A 16334-nucleotide genomic window follows, 5' to 3' on the forward strand; every position below is an offset into this window, starting at 1 on the left:
GAGATGAGCGAGAACTTTCCCGAGTACCTGACGGTCGACTACGAGGACGGGCGGGAGCAGACCGCCGCGGACTACCCGACGCTGGCCGACAAGCTGGCGAAGGCCGTCGACGTGACGAGGATCGCGCTGGAGCAGTACCGCAGGCCCGCGGTGATGTGGACCGGCGGGAAGGACTCCACGCTCGTGCTCTACTTCGTGAAGGAGGTCGCCGAGGAGTACGGCCACGACCTCCCGCCGGTGGTGTTCATCGACCACTATCAACACTTCGAGGAGGTCACCGACTTCGTCGAGCGCTGGGCCGATAAGTGGGACCTCGAAGTGGTCTACGCGCGCAACGAGGACCCCGCCTTCGCCGAGCACGCGCCCGGCGACGACGTCCCCGTCGCGTCACTGACCGAGGAGAACCGGCGCGAGCTCCGCCGCGCGGACCACGAGGGCGACACCTTCCGCTTCGAGGCCGACAGCCTCGGCGGCAACCACCTCCTCAAGACTGTCGCGCTCAACCACGTCATTCAGGAGCACGGCTTCGACGGCATCTTCTCGGGCGTCCGCTGGGACGAGCAGGAGGCCCGCGCCGACGAGACCTTCTTCAGCCCCCGCCACGACTCGCGGAAGTACCCGCCCCACGACCGCGTCCACTCCATCCTCCAGTTCGACGAGCGGGCGCTGTGGGACGCCACGTGGCAGTACGTCGTCCCCGACACCGTGGCCGGATGGCCCGAGGGACACGTCCCGCAGGACTACGACGACATGCCCGAGGGCATTACAGCCAGGGATATCCCCGTCTCGCCCAAGTACTTCGAGGGCTTCCGCTCGCTCGGCACGGAGAAGGGTTCGGCGAAGTCCGCGGAGGAACCCGCCTGGCTGCAGGACCTCGAGAGTACCACCGAACGGCAGGGGCGCGCCCAGGACAAGGAGAATCTGATGGAGCGCCTGCGCGACCTCGGCTACATGTAACCCCCCACGTTTCACCGCCCACCTTTTGCTGCGGTCGTGTGCGGCCGACACGCTCCGCGGTCGGCCGTGGCTCCCTGGCAAAAGCTGGAGCAAAAGCCTCGTCGCTCCCTCTGGTCGCTCCTCGGCCCGCTCGCTCACTGCGGTCGCTCGCGGTACGACACGGTGCGCTACCGCGTCGAGCGGGGAGCCGTCGCTCCTCCGAACGCGACGGCCGAAAGAACTCGAACTAGCTCAGGGGGCGGTCGAGTGTGACCACCCCCTGAGCGACGCGTCGGTCAGCGGACCGCGCGGTACTCGCCGTGCTTGACGCCGAGGAATAGGAACAGCAACCCGAAGACCACGAGCGCGGGGAGGACCATCATCAGGACGGTTCCCGTCTCCATCACGCCCATCGCCAGCAGGCCGAGCACCCCGACGGCGACGATGACGACGAAGATACCGACCGTCGTCTTTGCGTCGAACTTCATACCGATCCTTGGACGGGGGCCGAATTAAGCGTTGTTCGGGTTGATAAGCGTTTCCGCCTACGCGGGACTCGACCGGTGGGGGGTCGGCCGCACCGCGTCCGCGAGCGCGACGACGCTCCCGAGGAGCCACCCGACGGGCACCGCGAGGGCGAACCACATCGCGACGTAGGCGGCTCCTTCCAGTTCGAACGCGTCGCGGAGGGTGGTGCTGAGGTCGCCGACGACGAGTACGTTGTCGAGCAGCCAGCGAGCGAGCGTCGCGCTCTCGGGGAAGATCACGCCCGCGAGCGTCGGCGAGTAGAGCGCGGCCACGACCGGCGGGAGGAACAACGCGTTCATCGCCGCAGGGTAGGCGAGCAGGACCGTCGTCCCGCGGCCACCGTAGCGGGCGAAGACGACGGCGAGGGCGACGCTGACGACGGCGACGACGCTCGCCGCGCCCACGGCGATGAACCCCTCGGTGGAGAACTGGAGGCGCGCGACCAGCGTCAGGAGACCCCAGACGACCGCGGAGAGGACGACAGCGCCGACGACGCCGAGGCGAGCGACGGTGCCGTCGAGCCGGCGGCTCCAGAAGCGCGTTCCAAACCCCAAGAGGAGGAGGGGATACCCGGCGAGCAGCGCCAGCGCCCCGAGCGCACCCCAGGCGCGGAACAGCGCGCGCTGGGCGGTCCCTCGCGGCCGCCACCGACCCATCACCGAGTGCGTCCGCCGGAGTTGCGGGAAGACGAGCGACATCCAGAGCCCGTGGAGGCGCGTCACGTCCGCCCGAATGCCGGTCACGATGCCGTACCGCTGGCGCTCGACGACCATGCACGGTCGTTATCCTACGGATACGTGAACGTTTCGCCTACTTGTTAATCACGAAGAGACGAACGACGCGTCACCAGCTCGACGGCGCGAACGAGGGGTGGACCTGCCGGTCCTCGCGGTCGATGTCGTCGATACGGCGGACGTCCTCGTCGTCGAGGTCGAGCGCGAGCGACCCCCAGTTGTCGCGGAGGTGGTCCTCGCTCGTCGCCTTCGGGACGGCGGTGATGCCCTTCTCGCGGAGCCACGCGAGGCTGACCTGCGCCTCGCTCGCGTCGTGCTTCTCCGCGATGTCCGAGAGCGTCGTCTCGTCGAAGACCTTCCCCCGCGCGAGCGGCGAGTACGCGACGATTTCGATCCCCTCGTCGGCGCAGTACTCGCGCAGTTCCTCCTGCTGAAGCAGCGGGTGGACCTCGACCTGGTTCGCGAAGATGGGGGCCTCGCAGGCGTCCTGCGCTGTTTCGAGGTGCTCGGGTTCGAAGTTACTCACTCCGATGCGCTCGATGAGGCCCTCGTCCTGGAGTTCGGTCAGCGCACCGAGCGTGTCGGCCGGGTCGTACTCGCGGGCGGGCCAGTGGACGTACAGGAGGTCGAGGGAGTCGACGCCGAGTCGATCTACGCTCGCGCGCGTCGTCTCCAGCACGTCCTCGGACGCGAGGTTGTCGATCCACACCTTCGTCGCGAGAAAGACGTCGTCCCGCGCGACGTCGGCGCGGGCGATGCCACTGCCGACCCACTCCTCGTTGCCGTAGGCCTGCGCCGTGTCGACGTGGCGGTAGCCCGTCTCCAGGGCCGTCGCGACGCTCTCCGCGCACTGCTCCGGGTCGTCGTTCTGCCAGGTGCCGAGGCCGAGCATCGGCATCCCGCTCGCGGCCGGCACGTCGGACGGCGTAAGCTCGCGCTGGTGGACCATGTGTCGAACCAGGGCCGACGAGTCAAAAGGGGTTACGAAGGTGGATGACACGGGATCGCACACACGGCCGGCGGATCCGAGAGGTAGTAGTGGCGAACAGGCGACGCGGTTCGCGCCCGCGGGGAGTCGCGTCGCACGACCGCTTCCCTCCCCGCGGCGAGGGTCAGCGCACGGGGGATCTGGTCCCGCTCTCGGGTATAAAGGTACGGGACGGCTGGCCGACTGGCCCGACCGATCCGACCATCACCGCCGGCACCAGCGCGGCACCCGCGAGCGACCAGCGGGAGCGAGCGGGCCAAGGAACCTTCGAGGGCGCGAGCGCAGCGAGCGCCCGAGGAGGTGACACAGGCATTTAATCCAGCTTTTGCCAGGGAGTCGCGGCCGACCCGTTTCGCGGTCGGCCGCGACTCCCTGGCAAAAGCTGGGTGGTTCTAGTACTTCGGCTCTGCGCCGACGAGGTCATAGAAGTCGTCCATGAGCGCGTCCCGCTTGGCCCGCCAGCGGGGGAAGCCGTCGGGGGAGGTGGGGAACTCGTCGTAGATGCGCTTGAGTTCGGTCGCGGTGTCGTTGACCTGCTTGATCTGATAGAGGGTGCGCCAGTGGCCGAACGACTTGACGGCGGTCTTCAGCTTCAGCGAGAGGGGCATCGACGTGGTGCCGCTGGTGCCGAGCACGTCCGCGAGCTGCTGGCCCGGCAGCTTCGTGATGATCTCCATGATCTCGTCCATGTCGACGGCCCCGCCCCAGATGTTGAACAGGTCCATCGCGGCGAAGCGCTTGCCGAAGTCGGTCTGGACCCGCCGGTTGTACTCCCAGAGGGCGCTCTCGTCGTCCGTCGTCCCCTCGGAGATCGCCTCGACGGCCTGCAGCGCGGCCCAGTGGCCCGCCTTCGCCGCGCCTGGGATCCCGCCGCCGGTGGTGGGATTGACGTGGGCGGCGGCGTCCCCGACCGCCACGAACCCCGGCGCGACCGCCGAGTCGTAGGTCCGCCGGGTCGGGAGCGCCGCGCCGAGCTTGTCGAGAACTCGCGCGCCCGCGAACTCGGCGCGCGTCTGGAGGTCGCGCTTCAGCACCTCGACGAGCTTCACCGGCGGCTTGTTCATCTGGAAGCCGAGGCCGACATTGATCTCGGTGGGCGTCCGCGGGAAGTACCAGAGGTACCCCAGCTCCTCGATCGGTTTGAAGACGAGTGCGTCGTGCCACTCGACGGGCTCGGCCACCTCGACGATCTCCCGGTAGGCCGAACAGAACTGCGAGTAGTTCACGTTCGTGTCGAAGGTGGCGTCGGAGAAGTCGGCCTTGTCCTGGAGGATGGAGAGCGACCCGGCGGCGTCGATCACCACCTCCCCCTCGTAGGTGAGCACCGAGCCCTTCCGGGTCCCCTTCACGCCCGAGACCGACCCGTTCTGGACGACGTCGCGGACGACCGTGTCGTAGTGGATCTCCGCCCCCGCCCGCTCGGCCTCCTCCAGGAGGACCTCGCCGTAGCGCTTGCGATCGACGACCGCGCCGTTCGTCGGGCCGAAGGGGACGTCGATCGCCTCGCCGTTGTGGGGGTTCTCGAAGCGCGCGCGCGTGATCCCCTCGTTCGAGAACGACTCCGCTCGAAGGTATTCGAGGTCGATGACGTCGGGGAAGGTGCTCTTGCCCTTGACCGCGTCACCGCAGGCGATGTGACCGGCGTCCTCGGCGCTCTTACGCTCGAGGACGACCGCGTCGAGCCCCTCTCGGGCGACCGTTGCAGCGGCGAACGCACCCGCCGTCCCCCCACCGACGACGACCACGTCGAACGTTTCCACAGGCATAACCGCACTTTGCGGGGCACATTTTAAAAACAGTCGTATATCTCGCACGAGAGACAATCACTCACGCGTTCGTTCCGTGGCTCCGACGATTTCGGCTCGTCGTGACGCTTCGATCCGAGACGATCTCGTCGGGGACGAGGAGTCGAGGGGAGACGCGTCGAGGGCGGTTCGACGGACCGCGGGCGCTCGCCGGGCGTCAGGAGAGCGGACTCCAGCGGCGGTGCGGGTCCGTGAGTCGGTTCCGGGCCAGCTTCACGAGATACCGGAGGTCGCCGAGTTCGAGCAGGCGAGCGATCGAGAGGAGACTCCCGCCGCTGGCGTTCGCCAGCGTGTCGGGGGCGAGTCGGTTCAGGTCGCGGATCAACCCGTCGTAGCGTTCGTTCGGAACGAGGTACAGCAACTCCGTCATGAGCAGTCGCCGGTGCATGTTCGGCGCGACCCGCTCGTGCCAGAGGTCGTCGTACACCGACGTCCGGTCGGCGGAGGTGTCGGGGGGGCCGAGCGTCAGGCAGTGGTCGGCGGTGATGGCCGCGGCGCGTCCGGACTCCATCCCCTGGTGGATGCCCTCGCCCCAGAGCGGGTCGATGGTCGGGACGGTGTCGCCGATCGCCATGAAGCCGTCCGTGCTCAGGCGACCGGGCATCTGGATGTGCGCCGAGCCGCGGAGGACGTGCGCGCCCTCGACGGGTTCGGCGCTCTCGAAGCGCGGGTCGGAATCCATCCAGTAGTCGAGGTAGTCGTCGATACGCATCCCGTCGCGGGCGAGTTCCTCGTGGCGCTCGTTCTGGATGTAACAGACGCCGACCTTCGCGGTGTCGCCGCCCGTGTGGAAGATCCACGAGTAGCCGCCGGGCGCGATGTCGTGGTCGAGACGGAGCATCATCGCGCCGGTGAGGTCGGCGTAGTCCTCGTGGTCGAGGTCGACGCCCTCGACCTTGTAGTCGATGCCGATGGCCTGGTTCTCGCGGTGGAGGTCGCTCACGCCGAGGGCCTTCGCGAGCGGCGCGCTCGGACCGGTCGCATCGACGACGATATCGCCGTACACCTCCTCGGACCCGGCGTACTTCGCGCCGACGACCCGTCCGTCTTCGACGATAGGTGCGGAGACGCGGGACTCGAAGCGGAGCTCCGCGCCGCGGTCGCGCGCGTCCTCCACGAGCCACCGTTTGAACGCGGCGAAGTCGAGAACCGCCCCGGGTTGGGCTCGCTTGTAGTGGCTGTTGGGCGACTCGACGACGACGCTGTCGGTGAACGTCTCCGCGAGTCGGTCGGGGACGCCGAAGCCCGTCATCATCGACGGGAACGTCCCCGCGGTCGATTTGTTGCTCTGTCGGGGGAACTCGTCTTCGGCCTCGGTCTCGAGGACGACGACGTCGTATCCGCGCGCGGCGAGGTCGCGAGCGCACTGCCCCCCGGCGGGCCCCGCCCCCGCGATGACGACGTCGAAGCGGTCTCTCTCGTCTCCGTTCGCGCTAGAAGATGTCGTCGTCTCCTTCGTCATGCGTTTCAGTTGCGCCACCGACCGTTATCAGTACCTCGTTCCGGTACGACTCGTCGACGAGACGGTACGACCGTAGTGACTGTCGACGGGGAGACTGCTGCGACGATACGCTCGCTCCCCGGAACGTCGAACACTATCGCCAGCACGGTCGTCACTACCGAATCGAGAACGACAGGCCAGAGCGGATACAGCTACCGACCGCGCGAGTGTAACGAGCGCGGTTCACCGAGTTCGAGCGCGTCGCGCTCGAACTCGGCGGTTTTTAGTCCAGGTTTTTGCGCCGAGCGGTTCCCCAGCGAGGTCGAAGACCGAGCGAGGAAACCCGAGGCGTAAAACGTGGTGGGTCAGTAGAACTCCCGCACCAGGTCCATCGCGTCCTCGGGCGCGCCCTCGGGGATCTCGGACATGTTCTCGGTCAGGCCCATGCTCTCGTTGTAGGGCACCGAGTCCTCGTCGCGGTAGATGACGCCCTGGTACTCCTTGTCGGAGTCGAGGATGACCTCCTTGGCCTGGTCGTAGTCGGTCGAGTCGTAGTCCTCGTCGTCCGCGAGGTCGACCAGCGAGTCGCGGAAGTAGTCGTAGGTGTCCACGTCGTTGAACGTGACGCACGGCGAGTAGACGTTGACGAAGCCGAATCCGGGGTGTTCGATGGCCTCCTGGACGATCTGGGCGTGTCGCTGCGCGTCCGAGGAGAACGACTGGGCGATGAACGTCCCGCCGGCGGCGAGCGCCAGCGCGAGCGGGTTGACCGGCGCCTGGTGGGTACCGTCCGGCGAGGTCGAGGTCTCGAAGTCCTCGCGCGAGGTGGGCGAGAACTGCCCCTTCGTCAGCCCGTAGATGCGGTTGTCCATGACGACGTAGGTCATGTCCATGTTCCGGCGCACGGCGTGGATGAAGTGGCCGGCACCGATCGAGTAGCCGTCGCCGTCGCCGCCGGCGACCATCACTTCCAGGTCGGGATTGGCCGCCTTGACGCCGATGCCGACGGGCAGGGCGCGACCGTGGACGCCGTGCAGCGCGTAGCTGTGCATGTACGTCCCGATCTTGCCCGAGCAGCCGATCCCGGCGACGATGAACGTGTTGTCGGGGTCGTTGCCCGTGTTGGCGAGGGCCTTCATCATGCCGTTCATCGTCCCGAAGTCGCCGCAGCCGGGACACCAGGTTGGTTGCTTGTCGGACTTGAAGTCGGTGAATCGAACTTGGGAACTCATGCGGTCACCTCCGCGCTCTCCGCGAGCGCGCGCTTGACGTCTTCCGCGAGTTCGTCCGCCTTGAAGCGGACGCCGTTGTACTTGTTGATGCGCTTGACGCGGGTAAGGGCGTCGTGTTCGATGAGGTCCGCGAACTGCCCGGTCGCGTTGCACTCGACGACGATGACCTCCTCTGCGGCCTCGATCGCATCGGTGAGATCGGGCCGCGGGAAGAGGTACGGCACCGAGACGAAGCGGACCGAGACGCCGTCCTCCTCGAGGAAGCCCATCGCCTCGCGCATCGCGCCCTCGTTCGACCCCCACGAGACGATCAGCGTGTCGGAGTCGGCGTCCCCGAACTCGCGGGGCGACCAGTCCTCCGCCTCGATGGCCGTCTCCACCTTGCGGTTTCGCTTGTCGACCTGGTCGACGCGCACGTCCGTGTCCTCCGTGCGGCGGCCCAGCGCGTCGTGTTCGAGGCCGGTCGTCATGTGCGCGCCGCCGGCGGTGCCGGGGAACGCGCGCGGGCTGACGCCGTCCTCGGTCTCGAGGTGGGGCTGGAACTGACCCTTCTCGTTGACCCACTCGTCGATGGCGTCGGGGGCCACGACGTTACCGCGGTCGATCTCGACCGCGTCCATGTCGAACTCCTCGGGCGGGAACGTCTGCTCGGTGACCGCGAGCGCGAGGTCGGAGGCGAGGAAGACCGGCGTCTGGTACTGCTCCGCGAGGTTGAACGCCTCGACGGTCTTGTGGAAGCACTCGCTCACCGTCGTGGGGGCGAGGACGAACCGCGGCACTTCGCCGTGACCGCCGTAGAGGAGCATGTTCAGGTCGCCCTGTTCCTGCTTCGTCGGCATCCCGGTCGAGGGACCGGACCGCATCACGTCGCAGATGACGAGCGGCGTCTCCGTGGTCGCGACGAGCCCGAACGTCTCGGTCATCAGGTCGATGCCGGGACCGGAGGTGGCCGTCATCGCGCGCGCGCCAGCGCGCGCCGCGCCGAGCGCCATGTTGATCGCCGAGAGTTCGTCCTCCGCCTGGATCACGGCCCCGCCGTAGCGCTCGATGCGCCCCGTCAGGTACTCCATGACGTTCGTCGCGGGCGTGATCGGGTAGCCCGAGTAGAACCGACAGCCGGCGGCGATCGCGCCCATGCCGATGGCCTCGTCGCCGTTGAGCAGGACGTAGTCCGCGTCCGTCGTCTCCAGTTCGTAGTCGAACTCGTGGTCGTAGTTCTCGTGGACGTAGTCCTGCCCGAGGCGGGCGGCCTCCTTGTTGTTCTCGACGATGGACTCGCCCTTGCCCCCGAAGCGCTTCTGGAGCGACTCGTCGAGGTTCTCGATCGGGAAGTCGCTGACCGCGCAGGCCGCGCCGAGCGCGACGACGTTGCGCATGATCGCGCCGCCCGCGTCCTCGGCCAGGCTCTTGAGCGGCACGTCGAGGCCGATCATCCCCGCCGGGATCTCGAGGTCCTGCATCGTCGTCCGCTCGCCGTCGTAGATGATGACCGACCCCTCGTGGAGCTCGTCCAGGTTCTCGTCGACGGTTCGCTGGGTCAGCGCGATGAGGATGTCGAGGCGGTCGACGACGCTCTCGACGCGATCGACGGACGTCCGGACCTTGTAGGCTGTGTACCCGCCGCGGATGCGCGAGGCGAAGTCCTTCGAGGTGAAGACGTGTCGACCCGCTCGCGAGAGCGCCTGGGCGAAAATCTTCCCAGTGGAGTCGATACCATCGCCGGCTTCGCCGCCGATGGCCCAGTTGAGGTCGTCGGGCATACTAGTCGTCGCTACCTCGCCACGCTGCAAAAGACTTCTGAATAGCGTATAGGTGTCCAGCCGACACGACCGAAACTCCCTTCGAATCGGACGAACGCACAGTACGTATGGACCCGACAGCCGTCTCCGTCGCCGCCGTCCGCGACGTGGGACCGAACGCCGTCGCCATCGACTTCGAGACGCCCGCCGGCTTCGACGCGCGCCCCGGTCAGTTCGTCAGGCTCAGTGCGGAGATAGACGGCGAGACCGTCTCCCGCTTCTACACCATCTCCTCGCCGGACGTGGCCGACACGTTCGAGGTGACGCTCACCGTCGACCCCGACGGCGCGTTCGGAACCCACGTCACGACCCTCGAGCCGGGCGACTCGCTGCTCCTCGCCGGGCCGTTCGGCGACGCCCACTACGAGGGCGAGGCAGAGACGGTCGTGCTGGCCGGCGGGCCGGGGATCGGCCCCGCCGTCGGCATCGCCGAGCGCACGCTCGGCGACGGCGGGCGGGCGACCGTCGTCTACCGCGACGACGACCCGATCCACGAGGGGAGACTCGCCGAACTCGCGAAGGGCGGCGCGCGGGTGTACGTCCTTTCCGCGGACGAGGGGCTCGACGCCGCGCTCGCGGAGGCGCTCGACGCGATCGAGGGTGACCACCGGACGTTCGTCTACGGGTTCGCGCCGTTCGTCGAGGCGGCGACCGAGGCGATCGTCGGCGCGGGCGGCGACGCCGCGGCCGCCAAGGTCGAGAGCTTCGGCCCCGCCCCGGGGACGGAGTAGTTCTTTCGCGGCGGTCGGCGAAGGGGGTGCATGCCACCGTTCGACACCGCGCTCTGCCGGACGCTCGATACCGACCACCCCCTCGGCCAGGTCCCGATCGGCAGCGCCAGTTGCCCGGCGCTGGCCGCCGCCGTCTCGGAGGCGGACAGGCTGGGAACGCTGGCCGTCACGTGGCGGAGCCTCGAGGCGAGGCGACGCGGGCAGCGTTCGACCGGGCGAGCGGCTGACGACGGCTTTGCCCTCGATCCGTAGGTGGTTCCTCCCGCCGTCAGCGCGCGTCCCAGCCCGCCGAAAATATCAAGAAACCACCAATATAGTTCATTGTTTATGGGTTTGGTATATTACGTCGAACGTCCCGGCGGCCCGCGGGCGCTGTGGCGGGTGGGGTCCGCCGCGAACAAGACAACCCGCACCGAAACGAGGTGTCCCGGGGCGTGCACTTTCGCGCGGAGCGGTCGCTCCGTCGCCGCGCGACCGGCGCGACGCGCTCGCGTCCGGAGGGTACCGTCGTTCGGAGCGGGCATCGTCCGTCGAGAGCGGAGGCTATCGGCGGAGCGCACGCACGAGGGTGCTGGACGTGATGCGAAAGAAGCACAGCCAGCAGCAGTCGTCGAGTCGCTCGTGGTAACAGCCGGTCGTGTACTCGGGGAGGTGGAGCTGCCCCCGGACGAACCGTCGGTTCTCACCGACGAGGCGCTGCTCGTCGGCGCGGTCGAGCGGGAAGCCCTCGCCGTTCCCGCTCGAGGCGTCGTCGGGACTCATATCACCGTAAGGCCGCGAGCGTCCGGCGTATCGTCGGACGGACGGCCGTCGGGGTCGGTTCGTATCGCCTGTCGGCCGCTCCGGCGGGCCGTGGGGCTGGTAGAATCATCGGTGAACAAGGTTTTGAGGCGTGTTGGCACACGTTGGCAGGGAGCCCGGGAGTTTGTATCTTTCGCGCGCATTCACGGATTGAGAGGGCAGGCGAACGCCAGCGCGCCGACCGCGAGCGAGCCACCTCCGGTGGCGAGCGAGCGGCACTTCCGTAATTGCCCGCACGTCCGCGCGACGGGATAACTAAGGGCGAGGAACCGACGCTAGTCGCCCGACAGCGCGTAGCGCTGTCGGCTGCGCGTGCCAGCGGCACGCGCAGTTCCGAGGGCTCAGTGTTGCACGAACTCGACCAGGATCCCGCCGGTCGACTTCGGGTGGAGGAAGGCCACGTCGTGGCCCCACGCGCCGGGCCGGGGCTCCTCGTCGATGAGGTCGACGCCCATCGTCTTCGCGCGCGCCAGCGTCGCCTCGATGTCCTCCGTGGCGACCGCGAGGTGGTGGATGCCCGGCCCGTTCCGGTCGAGGTAGCGGCTGATCGTCCCCTCTTCGACGGGTTCGAGGAGTTCGAAGTAGCCCCCGCCGAGGTCGAGAAAGAGCACGCGGAGGCCGTCGAACCGCTCCTCGTGGGCGATGCGCGTGCTGAACAGCTCGCAGTACAGCGACGCGAGCGCGTCGGCGTCGCCGGTGGCGATGCCGGCGTGATCGAAGTGCATGGATCGACCTGCGGGCGGCGAGAGGATAAAACCGACGCGGCCCGGGATCAGAGCCCGGGGTTGTACTCCCCGAACACGTCGCGCATGGCGTCGCAGATCTCGCCGGTCGTCGCGTAGGCCTTCACCGCGTCGATGATGCGGGGCATGACGTTCTCGTCGCCGGCGGCGGCGTTCCGGAGCGCGTCGAGGGTCGCCGCCACCTCCTCCTCGTCGCGGCGCTCGCGGACGGACGCGAGGCGCTCGCGCTGGCGGCGCTCGTCCTCCTCGTCGACCTCCTCGATGTCCTCCTCGGGTTCCTCGTCGGCCTCGAAGGCGTTGACGCCGACGATGATCCGCTCTCCCTCGTCGATCTCGCGCTGGCGGTCGAAGGCGACGTCCTGGATCTGGCGCTGGACCCACTGCTCCTCGATGGCGCGGAGCATCCCGCCGCGCTCGTCGACCTCCGCGATGACGTCGAACGCCTCCGCCTCGAGCTGGTCGGTCAGCGTCTCGACGTAGTAGCTCCCGGCGAGCGGGTCGATGGTGTCGGCCGCGCCCGACTCGTGGGCGAGGATCTGCTGGGTCCGGAGGGCCGTCCGGACGGACTTCTCGGTGGGCAGCGAGAGCGCCTCGTCCTTCCCGTTCGTGTGCAGCGACTGCGTCCCGCCGAGGACCGCCGCGAGCGCCTGGTAGGCGACCCGGACGACGTTGTTCTCGATCTGCTGGGCGGTGAGGGTGGAGCCCGCGGTCTGGGTGTGGAACTTGAGCTGCTTCGACTTCGGGTCCTCCGCGCCGAAGCGCTCCTCCATGATCGTCGCCCACATCCGCCGGGCGGCGCGGAACTTCGCGACCTCCTCCAGGATGTTGTTGTAGGAGGCGAAGAAGAAGGAGAGCTGGGGGGCGAACTCGTCCACGTCGAGGCCCGCGTCCACGGCCGCCTCGACGTACTCGATGCCGTCGGCGAGGGTGAACGCCACCTCCTGGGCCGCGGAGGACCCCGCCTCGCGGATGTGGTAGCCCGAGATGGAGATGGTGTTGAAGCTCGGCACCTCCGCCGCGCAGAACTCGAAGATGTCCGTGATGATGCGCATCGACGGCTCCGGGGGATAGATGTAGGTGTTGCGGGCGATGTACTCCTTCAGCACGTCGTTCTGGATGGTGCCGCGCAGCTCCTCCCGGGGGACGCCCTGGCGGTCGCCGACGGCGATGTACATGGCGAGCAGCACGGAGGCGGGCGCGTTGATGGTCATGCTCGTCGAGACCTCGTCGAGCGGGATGCCGTCGAAGACCGTCTCCATGTCGTGGAGCGAGTCGATCGCGACGCCGGACTTCCCCACCTCGCCCGCGGCCATGGTGTCGTCCGAGTCGTAGCCCATCTGCGTCGGGAGGTCGAACGCCATCGAGAGGCCGGTCTGTCCCTGATCGAGCAGGTAGTGGAAGCGCTCGTTGGTCTCCTCGGCGGTACCGAAGCCCGCGTACTGGCGCATCGTCCACAGCCGCCCGCGGTACATCGTCGGGTACACTCCCCGCGTGTACGGTTCCTCGCCCGGGAAGCCGACGTCCTCCAGGTAGTCCTGCTCGGCGACGTCCTCGGGCGTGTAGAGGGGGGCCACCTCGCGGCCGTCGGTGTCGGTGGTGAACGTCTCCCGGCGCTCGCCGAACCGGTCGAGCGTGGGCCGGAGGCGCTCCTCCTCCCACTCCTCGCGGCTCGAGCGTATCCGCTGAAGGTCGTCTTCGTCGAACATAGATCGAACGTGGCGGCCGGCGGGCTTAATCCTTGGCGGGATGTGACCGCACCACGTCCCGCTCCGAGGCGTGGGTCGACGGGGGGAGACGGTCGAGGCGACGCCCTCCGATCACCGGCCGGTGTCGTACTTGTAGGTCGCGGTCTCGGGGTCGATGCCGAAATCCTCCGCCTCCTCGCGGGGGACCTCCTCGCGCTCCTCGGCCGCGACCTTGAACCGCTCGCGGAGCACCTCGGGCATCCGGAACCGGTCGGTGTCGATCGTGAGCGCGACCACCTGCTCGTCGGCCGCCTCGCGCTTCTCCTCGAAGTGCTCTCGCAGCACCGCGGGGAGCGAGTCGGCCTCGACCGCGCGGAAGCCGAACTGCGTGAAGTAGTTCGGCTGGTCGGTGAACACGTACACCTCCTCGAAGCCGCGGTCCTCCGCGGTGGAGACGAGGCGCTCGACGACGTGCGCTCCGACGCCCTGCCCGCGCCAGCCGTCGAGGACGCCGATGCTCGTTATCTCGCAGTAGTCGCCCACCCGTGAGCGCCGGCCGCTCGCGCTGCGCGGCCGGTCCTCCTCCTCGTCCGTGTGAACCCGGATACGTCCGAACCCCGTCTTCGCGTTCGACTCCTCGTCGATGGCGACGACGTAGTCCCGGGACCGGAACGCGCGCTCGTCGAGGCCCATCGCCTCGATGTGGTCGAGCAGCCAGACCTCCTCTCGGTTTTTCGCGTCCCGGACGTACATGCGTGCTAGTTGCTCGCGAGGTGGCAAAAGGGTTTACCGACGGCGCGTCCGAACGCAGAAACCTACTTGCTCCCGGCGGCGAGACACACCGCCATGCGTTCGCTACCCGATCTGGACGAGATCGTCTACGAACCGTCCGAGGAGACGGTCGAGTCGACGAACGTCGCCGCGTTCATGCGGGAGTTCGGCATCGACACCTACGACGAGTTGATCGAGCGGAGCCGCGACGTCGAGTGGTTCTGGGACGTCCTGCCGGAGTACCTCGGGATCGAGTTCTACGAGGACTACGACGCCGTCCGGGACGACTCGGACGGCCCGCAGTTCTCCCGGTGGTACGTCGGCGGGTCGCTCAACGTCGCGCACAACACGGTCGACCGGCACGCGGCCGTCGACGACGAGCGCCGGAACAAGGTCGCCGTCATCTGGGAGGGCGAGGACGGAGGGGTCTCCGCGAGCGGAGCGAGCGGAGGCTCGTCGGACTCGTCCGACGGTGTTCGGGAGGTCACCTACCACGAACTCCGCCGTCAGTCGAACCAGGTGGCCAACGCGCTCGAGGAACGCGGCGTCGGGACGGGCGACACCGTCGGGCTGTACATGCCGATGGTGCCGGAGGTCGTCTCGATCCTCTACGGCTGTTTCAAGGTCGGCGCGATCGCCGTCCCCATCTTCTCGGGCTTCGGCGTGGACGCGACCGCGACGCGCATCGCCGACTCCGAGTGCTCCGTCCTCTTCACCGGCGACGGCTTCTACCGCCGCGGCAAGGAGGTGCTCCTCAAGGGTGCCGCCGACGAGGCGATCGAGGAGGCGGGCCACGTCGAGCACACGATCGTCTTCGAGCGCCTCGGCGCGGACGTGCCGTGGAACGACGAACGCGACGAACGGTGGGAGGAGGCCGTCGAGACGCAGTCCGACGAGTACGAGACGAAGGAACTGGACGCGAGCCAGGAGTCGATGCTGCTCTACTCGTCGGGAACGACCGGAAAGCCGAAGGGCATCGTCCACACCCACGCGGGGATCCTGCTGCAGACGGCCAAGGAGATCCACTTCGGGTTCGATCACAGGGACGCGGACCGCTTCTTCTGGGTGTCGGACATCGGTTGGATGATGGGGCCGTGGACGCTGATCGGCAACCACGCCTTCGGCGGCACCGTCTTCATCTACGAAGGTGCGCCGGACTACCCCGAGCCGGATCGCTTCTGGGAGATGATCGACCGCCACGAGCTCTCGACGTTCGGCATCTCGCCCACCGCCATCCGCGCGCTGCGCAAGCGGGGCGACGACTGGGTCGAGGGCCACGACCTCTCCTCGCTGCGCCTGCTCGGCTCCACCGGCGAGCCGTGGGACCCCGAGTCGTGGCTGTGGTTCTACGAGACCGTCGGGCGGGGCGAGGTCCCGATCATCAACATCTCCGGAGGGACCGAGATCTGCGGCTGCTTCCTCATGCCGCTGCCCGGCATGCCGCTCAAGCCCTGCACGCTCGGCAAGCCCGGCCTCGGCATGGACGTTGACATCGTGAACGCCGCGGGCGAGTCCGTCGCCGACGACCACGAGCGGGGCTTTCTCGTCGCGCGCGACTCCTGTCCGAGCATGACCAAGAGCCTCTGGGACGGCGACGAGCGCTACCTGGAGACCTACTGGTCGACCTTCGAGGACCCGCCGCTGTGGGACCACGGCGACTGGGCCCAGCAGGACGCAGACGGCTTCTGGTTCCTCCACGGCCGCGCCGACGACGCGCTCAACGTCGCCGGCCGCAAGGTCGGCCCCGCCGAGGTCGAGGGCGCGCTCATCGACCACCCCGCAGTCAACCAGGCCGCCGCCGTGGGCGCGCCGGACGACACGACCGGCACCGCGGTCGTCGCCTACGTCATCCTGGAGGAGGGCGTCGAGGAGTCGGACGACCTGCGCGCGGAGCTGCGCGAGCAGGTCGGCGATGAGCTGGGCAAGCCGTTCCGGCCGCGCGAGGTGCTGTTCGTCGACGAGTTCCCCAAGACCCAGTCCGGCAAGATCATCCGCCGGGCCATCCAGGCGACCTACACCGGCGAGGACCTCGGCGACATGTCCTCCATCGAGAACCCCGACGCGCTCGAGGAGGTCGAGCGGGCGCGGTAGGGGCGGCGGGCGACCCGTCGCCCGCCGAGACGGTCGCGGCCGCGCTGGC

The 16334-nt window shown here is 68.4% G+C and carries 15 protein-coding genes; 4 read left to right on the forward strand and 11 right to left on the reverse strand.

Annotation, left to right across the window (positions count from 1 at the left end):
- Positions 1 to 3 precede the first annotated feature (3 nt).
- Positions 4 to 957, forward strand: coding sequence for a phosphoadenosine phosphosulfate reductase family protein (locus P1K31_RS08615; RefSeq protein WP_276302923.1), 954 nt, complete (start codon positions 4 to 6; stop codon positions 955 to 957).
- 275 nt (positions 958 to 1232) lie between these two features.
- Here the strand turns inward: P1K31_RS08615 and P1K31_RS08620 are convergent, their stop codons facing one another.
- From P1K31_RS08620 to P1K31_RS08650, 7 genes are all read right to left on the reverse strand, one after another.
- Positions 1233 to 1424: a DUF7333 family protein gene (locus tag P1K31_RS08620; RefSeq protein ID WP_276302924.1), complete on the reverse strand. Its 192-nt coding sequence runs from the start codon at positions 1422 to 1424 to the stop codon at positions 1233 to 1235.
- Positions 1425 to 1481: 57 nt separating this feature from the next.
- Positions 1482 to 2237 carry a hypothetical protein gene (locus P1K31_RS08625; RefSeq protein WP_276302925.1) on the reverse strand — a complete coding sequence of 252 codons (756 nt, stop codon included), beginning with the start codon at positions 2235 to 2237 and terminating at the stop codon, positions 1482 to 1484.
- 70 nt (positions 2238 to 2307) lie between these two features.
- Entirely contained in the window at positions 2308 to 3147 is an 840-nt protein-coding gene (locus P1K31_RS08630) for an aldo/keto reductase (RefSeq protein ID WP_368410799.1), read from the reverse strand.
- 431 nt (positions 3148 to 3578) lie between these two features.
- Positions 3579 to 4952, reverse strand: coding sequence for a geranylgeranyl reductase family protein (locus P1K31_RS08635; RefSeq protein ID WP_276302926.1), 1374 nt, complete (start codon positions 4950 to 4952; stop codon positions 3579 to 3581).
- Positions 4953 to 5148: 196 nt separating this feature from the next.
- Positions 5149 to 6453, reverse strand: a complete 1305-nt coding sequence (locus P1K31_RS08640; RefSeq protein ID WP_276302927.1) for a digeranylgeranylglycerophospholipid reductase — start codon at positions 6451 to 6453, stop codon at positions 5149 to 5151.
- A 344-nt stretch (positions 6454 to 6797) separates the two neighbouring features.
- Positions 6798 to 7664: a 2-oxoacid:ferredoxin oxidoreductase subunit beta gene (locus P1K31_RS08645; protein ID WP_276302928.1), complete on the reverse strand. Its 867-nt coding sequence runs from the start codon at positions 7662 to 7664 to the stop codon at positions 6798 to 6800.
- Positions 7661 to 9424, reverse strand: a complete 1764-nt coding sequence (locus tag P1K31_RS08650) for a 2-oxoacid:acceptor oxidoreductase subunit alpha (RefSeq protein ID WP_276302929.1) — start codon at positions 9422 to 9424, stop codon at positions 7661 to 7663. The genes P1K31_RS08645 and P1K31_RS08650 overlap by 4 nt, the downstream gene beginning before the upstream one ends.
- Positions 9425 to 9531: 107 nt before the next feature.
- On the opposite strand from P1K31_RS08650, the gene P1K31_RS08655 reads away from it, so the two are divergent.
- On the forward strand, positions 9532 to 10194 hold the full coding sequence (locus P1K31_RS08655; RefSeq protein ID WP_276302930.1) for an FAD-dependent oxidoreductase: 663 nt from the start codon (positions 9532 to 9534) through the stop codon (positions 10192 to 10194).
- 30 nt (positions 10195 to 10224) lie between these two features.
- The gene (locus P1K31_RS08660; protein WP_276302931.1) at positions 10225 to 10446 is read left to right on the forward strand and encodes a hypothetical protein; all 222 of its coding nucleotides are present in this window, start codon (positions 10225 to 10227) and stop codon (positions 10444 to 10446) included.
- A gap of 291 nt (positions 10447 to 10737) precedes the next feature.
- Here P1K31_RS08660 and P1K31_RS08665 read toward each other — a convergent pair whose 3' ends face one another.
- The 4 genes from P1K31_RS08665 to P1K31_RS08680 form a co-directional block, all read right to left on the reverse strand.
- Complete coding sequence (locus tag P1K31_RS08665; protein ID WP_276302932.1) at positions 10738 to 10956, reverse strand: hypothetical protein; 219 nt, start codon at positions 10954 to 10956, stop codon at positions 10738 to 10740.
- Between the two features lie 380 nt (positions 10957 to 11336).
- Complete coding sequence (mce, locus tag P1K31_RS08670; RefSeq protein ID WP_276302933.1) at positions 11337 to 11720, reverse strand: methylmalonyl-CoA epimerase; 384 nt, start codon at positions 11718 to 11720, stop codon at positions 11337 to 11339.
- 47 nt (positions 11721 to 11767) lie between these two features.
- Positions 11768 to 13444, reverse strand: a complete 1677-nt coding sequence (locus P1K31_RS08675) for an acyl-CoA mutase large subunit family protein (protein WP_276302934.1) — start codon at positions 13442 to 13444, stop codon at positions 11768 to 11770.
- Positions 13445 to 13555: 111 nt separating this feature from the next.
- Positions 13556 to 14176: a GNAT family N-acetyltransferase gene (locus P1K31_RS08680; protein ID WP_276302935.1), complete on the reverse strand. Its 621-nt coding sequence runs from the start codon at positions 14174 to 14176 to the stop codon at positions 13556 to 13558.
- Between the two features lie 93 nt (positions 14177 to 14269).
- Here P1K31_RS08680 and P1K31_RS08685 point away from each other — a divergent pair, with 93 nt between their 5' ends.
- On the forward strand, positions 14270 to 16285 hold the full coding sequence (locus P1K31_RS08685) for an AMP-binding protein (RefSeq protein WP_276302936.1): 2016 nt from the start codon (positions 14270 to 14272) through the stop codon (positions 16283 to 16285).
- The last annotated feature ends 49 nt before the right edge of the window (positions 16286 to 16334 follow it).

The sequence above is a fragment of the Halomarina halobia genome, from assembly GCF_029338575.1.
In the GTDB taxonomy this organism is placed as follows: Archaea; Halobacteriota; Halobacteria; order Halobacteriales; family Haloarculaceae; genus Halomarina; species Halomarina halobia.

Coding starts and splice junctions, on each gene's coding strand:
- P1K31_RS08615 (WP_276302923.1), top strand. CDS start 4: ATGAGCGAGAACTTTCCCGAGTACCTGACGGTCGACTACGAGGACGGG.
- P1K31_RS08640 (WP_276302927.1), bottom strand. CDS start 6,453: ATGACGAAGGAGACGACGACATCTTCTAGCGCGAACGGAGACGAGAGA.
- P1K31_RS08660 (WP_276302931.1), top strand. CDS start 10,225: ATGCCACCGTTCGACACCGCGCTCTGCCGGACGCTCGATACCGACCAC.
- P1K31_RS08675 (WP_276302934.1), bottom strand. CDS start 13,444: ATGTTCGACGAAGACGACCTTCAGCGGATACGCTCGAGCCGCGAGGAG.
- P1K31_RS08665 (WP_276302932.1), bottom strand. CDS start 10,956: ATGAGTCCCGACGACGCCTCGAGCGGGAACGGCGAGGGCTTCCCGCTC.
- mce (WP_276302933.1), bottom strand. CDS start 11,720: ATGCACTTCGATCACGCCGGCATCGCCACCGGCGACGCCGACGCGCTC.
- P1K31_RS08685 (WP_276302936.1), top strand. CDS start 14,270: ATGCGTTCGCTACCCGATCTGGACGAGATCGTCTACGAACCGTCCGAG.
- P1K31_RS08645 (WP_276302928.1), bottom strand. CDS start 7,664: ATGAGTTCCCAAGTTCGATTCACCGACTTCAAGTCCGACAAGCAACCA.
- P1K31_RS08650 (WP_276302929.1), bottom strand. CDS start 9,424: ATGCCCGACGACCTCAACTGGGCCATCGGCGGCGAAGCCGGCGATGGT.
- P1K31_RS08630 (WP_368410799.1), bottom strand. CDS start 3,147: ATGGTCCACCAGCGCGAGCTTACGCCGTCCGACGTGCCGGCCGCGAGC.
- P1K31_RS08625 (WP_276302925.1), bottom strand. CDS start 2,237: ATGGTCGTCGAGCGCCAGCGGTACGGCATCGTGACCGGCATTCGGGCG.
- P1K31_RS08635 (WP_276302926.1), bottom strand. CDS start 4,952: ATGCCTGTGGAAACGTTCGACGTGGTCGTCGTCGGTGGGGGGACGGCG.
- P1K31_RS08655 (WP_276302930.1), top strand. CDS start 9,532: ATGGACCCGACAGCCGTCTCCGTCGCCGCCGTCCGCGACGTGGGACCG.
- P1K31_RS08620 (WP_276302924.1), bottom strand. CDS start 1,424: ATGAAGTTCGACGCAAAGACGACGGTCGGTATCTTCGTCGTCATCGTC.
- P1K31_RS08680 (WP_276302935.1), bottom strand. CDS start 14,176: ATGTACGTCCGGGACGCGAAAAACCGAGAGGAGGTCTGGCTGCTCGAC.